This is a genomic window from Citrobacter sp. CK189 (assembly GCF_030333505.1).
Classification (GTDB): domain Bacteria; phylum Pseudomonadota; class Gammaproteobacteria; order Enterobacterales; family Enterobacteriaceae; genus Citrobacter_B; species Citrobacter_B koseri.
This window is the reverse complement of sequence record NZ_JAOWFV010000040.1, coordinates 546,025-558,626: the sequence shown is the minus strand read 5'-3', so window position 1 is coordinate 558,626 and position 12,602 is coordinate 546,025. Positions and strand designations below refer to the sequence as shown.

General features: G+C 57.5%; 11 protein-coding genes and 1 riboswitch. Of the genes, 7 read left to right on the top strand and 4 right to left on the bottom strand.

Annotation, left to right across the window (positions count from 1 at the left end; all coding sequences use genetic code 11):
• The first annotated feature begins 1 nt into the window (after position 1).
• The gene (gene leuC / locus OGV83_RS20925) at positions 2 to 1,402 is read left to right on the top strand and encodes a 3-isopropylmalate dehydratase large subunit (RefSeq protein ID WP_115609619.1); all 1,401 of its coding nucleotides are present in this window, start codon (positions 2 to 4) and stop codon (positions 1,400 to 1,402) included.
• Between the two features lie 10 nt (positions 1,403 to 1,412).
• Positions 1,413 to 2,018, top strand: a complete 606-nt coding sequence (leuD, locus tag OGV83_RS20920) for a 3-isopropylmalate dehydratase small subunit (protein ID WP_049008518.1) — start codon at positions 1,413 to 1,415, stop codon at positions 2,016 to 2,018.
• An 89-nt stretch (positions 2,019 to 2,107) separates the two neighbouring features.
• Here the strand turns inward: leuD and OGV83_RS20915 are convergent, their stop codons facing one another.
• Both OGV83_RS20915 and sgrT read right to left on the bottom strand, forming a co-directional pair.
• Positions 2,108 to 3,286, bottom strand: a complete 1,179-nt coding sequence (locus tag OGV83_RS20915) for a sugar efflux transporter (RefSeq protein ID WP_115609620.1) — start codon at positions 3,284 to 3,286, stop codon at positions 2,108 to 2,110.
• Between the two features lie 122 nt (positions 3,287 to 3,408).
• The gene (gene sgrT / locus OGV83_RS20910; protein WP_024130713.1) at positions 3,409 to 3,531 is read right to left on the bottom strand and encodes a glucose uptake inhibitor SgrT; all 123 of its coding nucleotides are present in this window, start codon (positions 3,529 to 3,531) and stop codon (positions 3,409 to 3,411) included.
• A 93-nt stretch (positions 3,532 to 3,624) separates the two neighbouring features.
• Between sgrT and sgrR the strand changes: the two genes are divergently transcribed.
• From sgrR to thiQ, 4 genes are all read left to right on the top strand, one after another.
• On the top strand, positions 3,625 to 5,280 hold the full coding sequence (gene sgrR / locus OGV83_RS20905; protein WP_012134099.1) for an HTH-type transcriptional regulator SgrR: 1,656 nt from the start codon (positions 3,625 to 3,627) through the stop codon (positions 5,278 to 5,280).
• Between the two features lie 33 nt (positions 5,281 to 5,313).
• Positions 5,314 to 5,435: riboswitch (TPP riboswitch) on the top strand.
• A 31-nt stretch (positions 5,436 to 5,466) separates the two neighbouring features.
• Positions 5,467 to 6,450 carry a thiamine ABC transporter substrate binding subunit gene (gene thiB / locus OGV83_RS20900; protein ID WP_047458953.1) on the top strand — a complete coding sequence of 328 codons (984 nt, stop codon included), beginning with the start codon at positions 5,467 to 5,469 and terminating at the stop codon, positions 6,448 to 6,450.
• Positions 6,426 to 8,036, top strand: coding sequence for a thiamine/thiamine pyrophosphate ABC transporter permease ThiP (thiP, locus tag OGV83_RS20895; RefSeq protein WP_200031212.1), 1,611 nt, complete (start codon positions 6,426 to 6,428; stop codon positions 8,034 to 8,036). The genes thiB and thiP overlap by 25 nt, the downstream gene beginning before the upstream one ends.
• Positions 8,020 to 8,718 (top strand): thiamine ABC transporter ATP-binding protein ThiQ, encoded by a 699-nt coding sequence (gene thiQ, locus OGV83_RS20890; RefSeq protein ID WP_114847962.1) that lies wholly within the window; start codon positions 8,020 to 8,022, stop codon positions 8,716 to 8,718. Before thiP ends, thiQ begins: the two co-directional genes overlap by 17 nt.
• Positions 8,719 to 8,810: 92 nt before the next feature.
• On the opposite strand, the gene OGV83_RS20885 is transcribed toward thiQ, so the two are convergent.
• Positions 8,811 to 9,578, bottom strand: a complete 768-nt coding sequence (locus OGV83_RS20885; RefSeq protein WP_012134103.1) for a DedA family protein — start codon at positions 9,576 to 9,578, stop codon at positions 8,811 to 8,813.
• A gap of 119 nt (positions 9,579 to 9,697) precedes the next feature.
• Positions 9,698 to 10,543, bottom strand: coding sequence for an arabinose operon transcriptional regulator AraC (araC, locus tag OGV83_RS20880; RefSeq protein ID WP_012134104.1), 846 nt, complete (start codon positions 10,541 to 10,543; stop codon positions 9,698 to 9,700).
• Between the two features lie 339 nt (positions 10,544 to 10,882).
• On the opposite strand from araC, the gene araB reads away from it, so the two are divergent.
• Positions 10,883 to 12,592, top strand: coding sequence for a ribulokinase (gene araB / locus OGV83_RS20875; protein ID WP_286464538.1), 1,710 nt, complete (start codon positions 10,883 to 10,885; stop codon positions 12,590 to 12,592).
• The last annotated feature ends 10 nt before the right edge of the window (positions 12,593 to 12,602 follow it).

Here is a 12,602-nt window from a genome sequence, read left to right as displayed (position 1 = left end):
CATGGCTAAAACGTTGTATGAAAAATTGTTCGATGCGCATGTGGTCTATGAGGCGCAGAACGAAACCCCGCTGCTGTACATCGACAGGCATCTGGTGCATGAAGTGACCTCCCCGCAGGCGTTTGACGGCCTGCGCGCCCACGGTCGCCCGGTTCGCCAGCCGGGTAAAACCTTCGCGACGATGGACCATAACGTCTCTACGCAAACCAAAGACATCAACGCCTCTGGCGAGATGGCGCGGATTCAGATGCAGGAGTTGATCAAAAACTGCAAAGCGTTCGGCGTGGAGCTGTATGACCTGAACCACCCGTATCAGGGGATCGTCCACGTAATGGGGCCGGAACAGGGCGTGACCTTACCGGGGATGACCATTGTTTGCGGCGATTCCCATACCGCCACGCACGGCGCATTCGGCGCGCTGGCGTTTGGCATCGGCACCTCCGAAGTTGAACACGTTCTGGCGACGCAGACCCTGAAACAGGGCCGCGCAAAAACCATGAAGATTGAGGTGAAAGGCACGGCTGCGCCGGGCATTACGGCGAAAGATATCGTACTGGCGATTATCGGTAAAACCGGCAGCGCGGGCGGTACGGGCCATGTGGTCGAGTTCTGCGGCGAAGCAATTCGCAATCTGAGCATGGAAGGTCGTATGACCCTGTGCAACATGGCGATCGAGATGGGCGCCAAAGCCGGTCTGGTCGCGCCGGATGACACCACCTTCAACTACGTAAAAGGGCGTCTGCACGCCCCGAAAGGCAGCGATTTTGACGATGCCGTCGCATACTGGAAAACCCTGAAAACCGACGACGGCGCAACGTTCGATACCATCGTGACCCTGCAAGCGGAAGACATTGCGCCACAGGTTACCTGGGGAACCAACCCGGGTCAGGTTATCTCCGTCAACGACAACATCCCCGATCCGGCCTCGTTTGCCGATCCTGTCGAGCGCGCAAGCGCCGAAAAAGCGCTGGCCTATATGGGGCTGAAACCGGGCATTCCGTTAACCGACGTGGCGATCGACAAAGTGTTTATCGGTTCCTGCACCAACTCGCGTATTGAAGATTTACGCGCGGCGGCGGAAATCGCCAAAGGGCGTAAAGTTGCACCGGGCGTTCAGGCTCTGGTGGTTCCCGGCTCCGGCCCGGTAAAAGCGCAGGCAGAGGCGGAAGGTCTGGATAAGATCTTTATCGAAGCCGGTTTTGAATGGCGTTTACCAGGCTGTTCCATGTGTCTGGCGATGAACAACGACCGCCTGAATCCTGGCGAGCGCTGCGCCTCCACCAGCAACCGTAACTTTGAAGGTCGTCAGGGGCGCGGCGGACGCACGCATCTGGTTAGCCCGGCGATGGCTGCCGCTGCCGCCGTCACCGGTCATTTCGCCGATATTCGCAGCATCAAATAAGGAGCACACCATGGCAGAGAAATTTACCCAACACACCGGCCTGGTCGTCCCGCTGGATGCTGCTAACGTCGATACCGACGCGATTATACCGAAACAGTTTTTACAGAAAGTCACCCGCACCGGTTTTGGCGCGCATCTGTTCAATGACTGGCGTTTTCTGGATGAAAAAGGTCAGCAGCCGAACCCGGAGTTCGTGCTGAACTTCCCGGAATATAAAGGCGCGTCGATTCTGCTGGCGCGGGAAAACTTCGGCTGCGGTTCATCGCGCGAGCACGCGCCGTGGGCGCTGACCGATTACGGCTTTAAAGTGGTCATCGCGCCGAGCTTCGCGGATATCTTCTATGGCAACAGCTTTAACAACCAGCTGCTGCCGGTGAAACTGAGCGATGAAGAGGTCGATGAACTGTTCGCCCTGGTGAAAGCCAATCCGGGGATTAAATTTGAAGTGGATCTGGAAGCGCAGGTAGTAAAAGCGGGCGATAAGTCCTACAGCTTTAAAATCGACGACTTCCGCCGCCACTGCATGTTGAACGGTCTGGACAGCATCGGCCTGACGCTGCAACACGAAAGCGCAATTGCGGCATACGAAGAGAAACAACCGTCGTTTATGCGCTGATTCTCAGCATACCTGCCGGATAGCACTTCGTTTATCCGGCCTGCCACTCTGTGTAGGCCGGATAAGGCGAAGCCGTCATCCGGCATTTTTTACACATCCTTCACCCGCCCGGTCATCACCAGCGCCACCAGCGAAATCGCCGCTATCACCCAGTAAACAGCGAAATGCCCGTAGCTTTGCGCGACCGCGCCCTGAATCACCCCCGCCAGAATCACTCCCGTGGAGATACTGTTGGTAAACAGCGTGGTAGCTGAACCGGCGCGGCCAGGCATTAAATCCTGAAACCACAGCATACCAATCCCCGCCACAATGCCGATAAACACCGCGTTAAACAGTTGCAGGGTAAGCAACGCCGTCTGGCTGTGAAAGAAAATCAGGCCGAGATAAAACAGTACCCCCGCAGCCACGGCGATAACCATCATCCGCCGCTTACCGAAGCGCTTCACCGAGTAGCCAGCCAGAATCATCGCCGGGATCTCCAGACCTGCCGCAGTCCCCATCAATATTCCGGCCAGTTTATCCGGTAAACCCAGCTCAAGGCTTATCCATAGCGGCATATCAATGATGTACATGGTGTTGCAGGTCCACATCAGCGTGGAGGCGATAAACAGCATGCGGACGTTTTTATCCTGCCAGCCGCCCGCTTCCGTGACCGGAACATCGGCAGGCTGCTCAACGCGCGCCACCGAGGGCAGAATAAAAGCAATCAACGCCAGGCTGATGGCGAATATGCCGGCGGCAATGGAAAACATCGCCGTGAAGCCATAGTTCAGCGCCAGCATAAAAGCCAGCGGCGGGCCAATCACCCATGCCAGTGAAAGCTGCGCACGCATTACCGAGCTGAACATCACCACTTCACGCGCGGAGTTATCGGCATATTCCCGCGCCAACGCAAATAGCTGCGGCATGGCGGTATTGGCCAGCGACGCGAATAACACGCCGCAGGTGATCAGGGTGAGATAATGGCGATTGAAGGCGAACAGTAGCGCATTACCAATCGCCATCAGGCAGCAGAACATAATCAGCTTACGGCGATCGCCTTTACTGTCCGAGCGTTTTGCTAATGCAAGGCTGACCAGAATCCCGGCAATCGCGTTGACCGTGTAAAAAAGGCCGACCCAGAACGGCTGCGCACCGACTTCACGACTCAAAAACAGGCTCAGCGTCGGTGCCTGTAACGCTCCCGCCACGCCCATCATAAAGGCAACCAGCATAAAAGCGGCATAAACACCGTTGAGGCGCCGTCCCATCGTCATTAACCAGAGCATACTTTCCCTTTTTATGGATAAACGCAGCCGAAACGAAAAAAGCCAGCAGGAATTATCTGCTGGCGCGGCGATAAACACCAATACTCAGTCACACATGATGTCTGCAATTCGGAAATCCGAGGTCAGGCAGTCACCTCCCACTGCATCAGCTCTTCAAGCATCTTTAAGCGCTGCGGCGCGCTCGGACAAGCCAACCAGGACAACCCTTCTGTCGCGGTAAAGTACTTCAAATAAAACTGACGCATCGAAGACCTCTCCATATTGCTTCATCGGAATCCATTATTGACCTAATATGGGGATAGTAAAATTGCTGAGTTTTGCGCAGGAGTTCCCCTTTTATGTCTTCAGGTCGTCTGCAACAACAGTTCATCCGTCTGTGGCAATGCTGCGACGGCAAAACGCAAGACACCACGCTCAACGAGCTGGCGGACCTGCTGAGCTGCTCCCGCCGCCATATGCGTACGCTGCTGAATACCATGCAGGAACGTGGCTGGTTGACGTGGGAGGCGGAGGTCGGACGCGGGAAACGCTCCCGTCTGACCTTCCTCTATACCGGGCTGGCGCTACAGCAGCAGCGGGCGGAAGACCTGCTGGAGCAAGATCGCATCGACCAGTTGGTACAGCTGGTGGGCGACAAAACCGCCGTGCGGCAAATGCTGGTGTCCCACCTGGGGCGCAGCTTTCGCCAGGGGCGGCATATTCTGCGCGTGCTCTACTATCGTCCAATGCACAACCTGCTGCCTGGCACCGCATTGCGTCGTTCAGAAACCCATATCGCCCGGCAAATTTTCAGCGCACTGACGCGTGTAAATGAGGAAAATGGGGAACTGGAAGCCGACATTGCCCACCACTGGCAACAGATTTCCCCTTTGCAGTGGCGTTTTTTTCTTCGTCCGGGGATTCACTTCCATCACGGACGTGAGCTGGAGATGGAGGATGTCATTGCCTCACTGACGCGCATCAACGCCCTGCCGCTCTACTCGCACATTACCGAGATAGTCTCCCCCACCGCCTGGACGCTGGATATTCACCTGTCGCAGCCGGATCGCTGGCTGCCGTGGCTGCTGGGTCAGGTTCCGGCGATGATCCTGCCGCGGGAGTGGGAAACGCTGAATAATTTCTCCAGCCATCCGATCGGCACCGGCCCTTACGCGGTGATGCGTAATACGCGCAACCAGTTAAAAATCCACGCCTTTGATGATTTCTTCGGCTATCGGGCGCTGATTGATGAAGTGAACGTCTGGGTATTGCCGGACATTGGCGACGAACCGAACGGCGGTCTGACGTTAAAAGGGCCGACCGAAGATGAAAAAGCCATCGAAAGCCGACTGGAAGAGGGCTGCTACTATATGCTGTTCGACGCCCGGACGAATCGCGGCGCGAATCAGGAAGTCAGAGAGTGGATAAGCCGCGTGCTCTCTCCCAGCAATTTGCTCTTCTATGCCGACGAGCAATACCAGCGCCACTGGTTCCCGGCTTACGGATTACTGCCCCGCTGGCACCATGCCCGCCCGGGACACGGCGAAAAACCCGCCGGGCTGGAGACGATCACGCTGACCTACTACCACGACCACATCGAACATCGGGTGATCGCGCAGATCATGAGCCAGCTGCTGGCTGAACATCAGGTCCATCTGGATATCCATGAGATCGACTACGATCAATGGCATGCGGGGGAGGTCACAAGCGACATCTGGCTCAACAGCGCCAACTTTACGCTACCACTCGATTTTTCCCTGTTTGCGCACCTGTGCGAAGTCCCGCTGTTGCAGCATTGCATCCCGCTGGACTGGGAGGGCGACGCCGCGCAGTGGCGAAACGGCGAGATGAACCTGGCAGTGTGGTGCCAGCAATTGCTCGCCAGTAAAGCGATCGTCCCGCTGATCCACCACTGGCTGATCATCCAGGGGCAGCGCAGTATGCGCGGGCTACGTATGAACACCCTCGGCTGGTTTGACTTTAAATCGGCATGGTTTGCGCCACCCGACCCATGATTGCCGCTTAGCAACAAAATCACTACACTAACGCCGTCCTCAACGGGGTGCTGATAAACATACGCGAAACCATTCGTGAAGTGTATGGGCTGAGAAAATACCCGTCGAACCTGATCCGGATAACGCCGGCGAAGGGATTTGAGACTGCTTCTCAAGTCCTTTGCCACCCACTTTATGAGGTGCAAAGTGTTAAAAAAATGTCTTCCCTTGCTACTCCTGTGCGCAGCGCCTGCCTTCGCCAAACCTGTTCTGACCGTCTATACCTATGACTCCTTCGCTGCCGACTGGGGGCCTGGCCCGACAATCAAAAAAGCCTTTGAAGCTGACTGTGATTGCGAACTGAAGCTGGTGGCGCTGGAAGATGGCGTGTCGCTGCTCAACCGCCTGCGAATGGAAGGGAAAAACAGCAAAGCCGACGTGGTGCTTGGCCTGGACAACAACCTGCTGGAAGCCGCCACGCAAACCCGCCTGTTCGCGAAAAGCGGCATCGCGCCTGATGCGGTTAACGTGCCCGGCGGCTGGCATAACGACACATTCGTGCCGTTTGATTATGGCTACTTCGCCTTCATCTATGACAAAAACAAACTGAAAAACCCACCGAAAAGCCTGAAAGAACTGGTAGAGAGCGATCGGAAATGGCGCGTGATTTATCAGGACCCGCGCACCAGTACACCGGGGCTGGGTCTGCTGCTGTGGATGCAGAAAGTCTACGGCGATAACGCGCCGGAAGCCTGGCAAAAACTGGCGGCCAAAACGGTCACCGTCACCAAAGGCTGGAGCGAATCCTACGGCCTGTTCCTGAAAGGCGAAAGTGATCTGGTGCTGAGCTACACCACCTCTCCAGCGTATCACATCATCGAAGAGAAGAAAGATAACTACGCCGCCGCCAGCTTCAGCGAAGGTCATTACCTGCAAGTGGAAGTGGCTGCGCGCACTGCCGCCAGCAAACAGCCGGAACTGGCAGAAAAATTCCTCAAGTTTATGGTTTCACCAGCATTCCAGAACGCCATTCCTACCGGCAACTGGATGTATCCGGTCGCTGACGTCGCCCTGCCCGCAGGATTTGAACAACTGACGAAGCCATCCACCACGCTGGAATTTACGCCTGCGGAAGTGGCATCCCAGCGTCAGGCATGGATTAGCGAATGGCAACGCGCCGTCAGCCGCTAATTCCCGGCTGGCTGATACCCGGGCTTTCTGCCGCCGCGCTGATGGTGGCAGTGGCTCTGGCGGCATTTCTGGCGCTATGGCTTAACGCGCCGCAGGGTGAATGGTCGTCGCTGTGGCAGGACAGCTACCTGTGGCACGTCGTGCGTTTCTCGTTCTGGCAGGCGTTCCTGTCGGCGCTGCTCTCCGTCATCCCGGCGATTTTCCTCGCCAGAGCGCTCTATCGTCGCCGTTTTCCCGGACGTCTGGCGTTATTGCGCCTGTGCGCCATGACGCTGATTTTACCGGTGCTGGTCGCCGTTTTCGGTATCCTCAGCGTCTACGGTCGTCAGGGCTGGCTGGCCTCGCTGTGGCATACGCTGGGGCTGGAGTGGCATTTCTCGCCCTACGGCTTGCAGGGGATTTTACTGGCGCACGTCTTTTTTAACCTGCCGATGGCAAGCCGCCTGCTGCTTCAGGCGCTGGAAAACATTCCCGGCGAACAGCGACAGCTCGCCGCGCAGCTAGGTATGCGCGGCTGGCACTTCTTCCGCTTTGTTGAATGGCCGTGGCTGCGTCGTCAAATCCCGCCGGTGGCGGCGCTGATTTTTATGCTCTGTTTCGCCAGTTTCGCCACCGTGTTGTCACTTGGCGGCGGCCCGCAGGCTACCACTATCGAGCTGGCCATCTATCAGGCGCTGAGCTACGACTACGATCCTGCCCGTGCGGCCATGCTGGCGCTGATCCAGATGATATGTTGTCTGGCGCTGGTGCTGCTGAGCCAGCGGCTGAGTAAAGCCATTGCCCCCGGCGTCACGCTGGTGCAAGGCTGGCGCGACCCTGACGATCGGCTCCACAGCCGCCTGACGGACAGCCTGCTGATCGCCCTGGCGCTGCTGTTGCTTCTCCCGCCGCTGCTGGCGGTTATTATTGATGGCGTCAATCGCAGCCTGCTGGACGTGCTGGTGCAACCCATTTTGTGGCAGGCGCTGTGGACCTCTCTGCGCATTGCGCTGGCGGCGGGAGTGTTGTGCATCATCCTGACGATGATGCTTTTATGGAGCAGCCGCGAACTGCGCGCCCGCCAGCAGGTACTGGCAGGCCAGGCGCTGGAACTGAGCGGGATGTTGATCCTTGCTATGCCCGGCATCGTGCTGGCGACCGGCTTCTTTTTACTGCTCAACAACAGCGTTGGACTACCGGAGTCGGCTGACGGTATTGTGATTTTCACCAACGCGCTAATGGCGATTCCTTATGCGCTAAAAGTGCTGGAAAACCCCATGCGCGACGTGACCGCACGCTACAGTATGCTGTGTCAGTCATTGGGCATTGAGGGATGGTCGCGACTGAAGGTGGTGGAACTGCGCGCCCTGAAACGCCCTCTGGCGCAGGCGCTGGCCTTTGCCTGCGTGCTCTCCATCGGTGATTTTGGCGTGGTGGCACTGTTTGGCAACGACGATTTCCGCACGCTGCCGTTTTATCTGTATCAGCAAATTGGCTCCTATCGCAGCCAGGACGGCGCGGTTACCGCATTATTACTGCTGATGCTCTGCTTTATGCTGTTTACCGTTATCGAAAAATTACCGGGGCGAAATGTTAAAACTGACTGATATCACCTGGCTTTATCACCATTTGCCCATGCGCTTCACACTGTCGGTGGCGCGCGGTGAACAGGTGGCGGTTCTCGGGCCAAGCGGCGCCGGGAAAAGTACGTTGCTGAATTTAATCGCCGGGTTTCTGACACCGGCCAGCGGCACAATAATGATTGAAGGTCAGGATCACACCACGACACCGCCCTCCCGCCGTCCCGTTTCCATGCTGTTTCAGGAAAATAATCTGTTCAGCCACCTGAACGTGCAGCAGAACATCGGGCTGGGGTTAAACCCTGGGCTAAAGCTGAACGCGGCTCAGCGGGAGAAGCTGCATCATATTGCACGCCAGATGGGGATCGAAAATCTGCTGGAGCGCCTGCCGGGCGAGCTTTCCGGCGGGCAACGTCAACGCGTGGCGCTTGCGCGCTGCCTGGTGCGCGAGCAGCCGGTATTGCTGCTCGACGAGCCGTTTTCCGCTCTCGATCCCGCCCTGCGGCAGGAGATGCTGACGCTGGTCGGCGACGTCTGCCGCGACCAGCAATTAACCCTGCTGATGGTGTCGCATAGCGTGGAGGATGCCGCGCGCATTGCGTCACGCTCGATTGTCGTGGCCGACGGGCGTATCGCATGGCAGGGCAAAACGGATGAGTTATTAAGCGGTCAGGCCAGCGCTTCGGCATTACTGGGCATTAAAGCGTAATGGGATGCCCGGCGGCGTTACGCTTACCGGGCCTACGGACAGGCATCCGTTGTAGGCCGGATAAGCGTCAGCGCCATCCGGCAAAAGATTCCTCAGTAACCCACGACTTTACGCAGAATATCGATATACACCGGCATCAGCGGATGACGAAGCAGCATCACCAGCGCGACAATGCCCGCGCCGAGCATCACCGGCGCCAGCCATAACAGGCGGCCTCGCGGTAAAAACGGCGTTAAGCGATCGGCGGCGGCCTTACCGCTACGCCATAACCGCCAGCACAGCCAGGCCGCCAGCCACAGCAGCAGCGCCGTTGCCAACAACAGCCATTTGAAATAGCCGCTCTGCATATCGGCCGGAATGTCGATCGCAGCGCCCGCCAGAATCCCCGGCAAGAAATAGAACGGCGGCCACAGCACGCAGCCAATAATATTCGGCACGATAAATTTCGCGACGGGCAGATCCAGCATCCCCGCCACCATCGGCACCAGCGGCCGCGTCGGGCCGACAAAACGCCCGACCAGAATGGTGAACATGCTGTGTTGATGCAGCGCGTGTTCGGTTTTGTCCAGCAGCGCTTTGTTCTTTTTCATAAAAGACCAGCGGTGCAGCGGCTTTTTGAAGCGCCAGCCCAACCAGAAGGAGATCCAGTCCCCCAGCAGGCAACCGATAATGCCCGCCAGCCACGCATGCCAGAAATTCAGCTCACCGCTGCCGATAAGCGCCCCCAGCCCCGCCATCATCACCGTACCGGGCAGAATCAGACCGACCAACGCCAGCGACTCCAGAAAGGCCACCAGCGCCACCGCAATTAGCGAGTACAGAGCGGATTGGAGAATAAAGTGTTCCAGCAATGCTTGCATAATGTGTCCGTCAGATTTACGAAGCAGCGATTCTGCTAACCCTCACCCGCTTCGTCAAGTCGCCAATTGTCTGAATAGATTACGCGTTATGACATCTTTGCAGACACATCATTCACTTTTTATTCACAACCAGCGCGGAACTCGCTCGGGCTGGCCCCGGTACATTTTTTAAAGACGCGAGAGAAATAAAGCTGATCGTCAAACCCGACATTGCGCCCGACGGTGGCTATCGGCATCCGCGTCGTGCTGAGCAGCAGCTTCGCCTGGCTGATGCGCTGATCCTCGCGCCAGCTCAGTACGCTAATGCCTAACTGTTGGCGGAACAGGTGCGACAGGCGGGACGGCGACAGACAGACGTGCTGCGCCACGCTGGCAATATCAAACTGGCTGTCCGCCAGATGATCGCTGATGTACTGACAGGCGTCGCGCACCCGGCTGTCCATCGGCGGATGCAACGATTCATTGATCGCCTCCATACGTCGCAGCAGAAGCTGCTCCAGCAGGTTAATCGCCAGCAGTTCAGAGTAGCGCCCTTCTCCCTGCCCGGCATTGATGATTTGACCAAAAAGCTCATTAAAGCGCGGCTGGTGCGCTTCGTCAGGGCGGAAAAAACCGGTCTGCGCAAAAATCGTCGGCCAGGTGAGCCACTCCTGCCAGTAGGCGCGCGGTCGGAAGTACACCCACTGGTGATACCATTCGCTCGCATTGGGATGGCGACCGTAGTGGTGTACCTCGCCAGGCGGAAACAGCAAAATATCCCCCGGACGGCAGACAAACTGTTTGCCGTGGTTATTGATCACCCCTTCCCCGCGAATCGTAAGATTAAGGATATATCCCTTCATCCCCAGCGGGCGGTCGATAAAAAAATCCAGATAGCCGTTCGCCTCAATGGGCGTCAGCCCGGCAACCAGATGCGCATTAAACGAATAACCCGGCAGCAGGGGATCATTTTGCGTTTCAGCCATAAATTCAATACTCCCGGCGTTCTGAGAAGAAACCAATTGTCCATATTGAGTGAGACATCTTCACCTTCCCCTCTGCGCCCCGCCGTCATTGCGGTTACGGACCATCAACCCCGCTTGCGAAAAGAGATTTGTAACAAAGGCCGATTGCGAAGGCGATAAAAACGGGTAACAAAAGTGTCTATAACTACGACAGAAATGTCCACATTGAATATTTGCACAGCGTCACACTTTGCAATGCCATAGCATTTTAATCCATAAGATTAGCGGATCCTGCCTGACGGTTTTTATCCCCGCTATCTACTGTTTCTCCATACCTGTTTTTTTCGATGGAGTAAGACGATGGCGATTGCAATTGGCCTCGATTTTGGCAGTGATTCAGTTCGTGCTCTGGCGGTGGATTGCGCCACCGGGGAAGAGATCGCCACCTGCGTAGAGTGGTATCCCCGCTGGCAGGAAGGGCGCTATTGCGACGCCCCGAACAACCAGTTCCGCCATCATCCACGCGACTACATAGAGTCAATGGAAGCTGCGTTGAAAAACGTTCTCGCGACCCTGAGCGCGTCACAGCGTGGCGAGGTGGTCGGCATCGGCGTCGACAGCACCGGCTCCACCCCCGCCCCCATTGATGCCGACGGCCACGTACTGGCGCTGCGTCCTGAGTTCGCCGAAAACCCGAATGCGATGTTCGTCCTGTGGAAAGATCACACCTCGGTCGAAGAAGCGGAAGCCATCACCCGCCTGTGCCATACGCCGGGCAAAACCGATTATTCCCGCTACATCGGCGGTATTTACTCCAGCGAATGGTTTTGGGCGAAAATTCTGCACGTTACGCGTCAGGACAGCGCCGTCGCGCAGGCCGCCGCCTCCTGGATTGAGCTGTGCGACTGGGTGCCAGCCCTGCTCTCCGGCACCACGCGCCCGCAGGATATTCGCCGTGGTCGCTGTAGCGCCGGACATAAATCGCTGTGGCATGAGAGCTGGGGCGGTTTGCCGCCCGCCAGTTTCTTCGATGACCTCGATCCCATCATCAACCGCCACCTCGCCTGGCCGCTGTTTACCGATACCTTCACTGCCGATCTGCCGGTTGGCACGCTGTGCGCGGAGTGGGCGCAACGCCTCGGCCTGCCGGAAAGCGTGGTCATCTCTGGCGGCGCGTTTGACTGCCATATGGGCGCGGTTGGCGCGGGCGCGCAGCCGAATGCGCTGGTGAAAGTGATCGGCACATCGACCTGCGACATTCTGATTGCCGACAAGCAGAGCGTCGGCGACCGCGCGGTGAAAGGCATTTGCGGCCAGGTAGACGGCAGCGTCGTGCCTGATTTTATTGGTCTGGAAGCGGGACAGTCGGCATTCGGCGATATCTATGCCTGGTTTGGCCGCATTCTCGGCTGGCCGCTGGAGCAGCTTGCGGCGCAGCATCCTGAACTGAAAGACCAAATCGCCATCAGCCAAAAGCAGCTACTCCCGACGCTGACCGAGGCGTGGGCGAAGAATCCATCGCTGGATCATCTGCCCGTGGTGCTCGACTGGTTTAACGGTCGCCGCACGCCGAACGCTAATCAGCGTCTGAAAGGGGTGATTAGCGATCTGAATCTCGCCACCGATGCGCCAGCGCTGTTTGGCGGCCTGATCGCCGCCACTGCCTTCGGCGCACGCGCCATTCAGGAATGCTTTACCGAACAGGGCATTGCCGTCAACAACGTGATGGCGCTGGGCGGCATCGCCCGTAAGAATCAGGTGATCATGCAGGCCTGCTGCGACGTGCTCAACCGCCCGCTACAGATTGTCGCCTCAGACCAGTGCTGCGCGTTAGGCGCCGCCATTTTTGCCGCCGTCGCCGCAAAAACGCATGTCGATATCCCTGCCGCACAACAAAAAATGGCCAGCGCCGTAGAGAACACCCTGCAACCGCGCCCGGAACAGGCTCAACGCTTCGAACAGCTTTATCAGCGCTACCGGCAGTGGGCGGTCAGCGCTGAACAACACTATCTTCCGACTGCCGCCCCGGCGCCAAAAACCCCGGTCAGCCAGGCAACCCTGACCCATTAAGGACACGACA

Coding starts and splice junctions, on each gene's coding strand:
- araB (WP_286464538.1), top strand. CDS start 10,883: ATGGCGATTGCAATTGGCCTCGATTTTGGCAGTGATTCAGTTCGTGCT.
- OGV83_RS20885 (WP_012134103.1), bottom strand. CDS start 9,578: ATGCAAGCATTGCTGGAACACTTTATTCTCCAATCCGCTCTGTACTCG.
- sgrR (WP_012134099.1), top strand. CDS start 3,625: ATGTCTTCAGGTCGTCTGCAACAACAGTTCATCCGTCTGTGGCAATGC.
- sgrT (WP_024130713.1), bottom strand. CDS start 3,531: ATGCGTCAGTTTTATTTGAAGTACTTTACCGCGACAGAAGGGTTGTCC.
- leuD (WP_049008518.1), top strand. CDS start 1,413: ATGGCAGAGAAATTTACCCAACACACCGGCCTGGTCGTCCCGCTGGAT.
- leuC (WP_115609619.1), top strand. CDS start 2: ATGGCTAAAACGTTGTATGAAAAATTGTTCGATGCGCATGTGGTCTAT.
- araC (WP_012134104.1), bottom strand. CDS start 10,543: ATGGCTGAAACGCAAAATGATCCCCTGCTGCCGGGTTATTCGTTTAAT.
- OGV83_RS20915 (WP_115609620.1), bottom strand. CDS start 3,286: ATGCTCTGGTTAATGACGATGGGACGGCGCCTCAACGGTGTTTATGCC.
- thiP (WP_200031212.1), top strand. CDS start 6,426: ATGGCAACGCGCCGTCAGCCGCTAATTCCCGGCTGGCTGATACCCGGG.
- thiQ (WP_114847962.1), top strand. CDS start 8,020: ATGTTAAAACTGACTGATATCACCTGGCTTTATCACCATTTGCCCATG.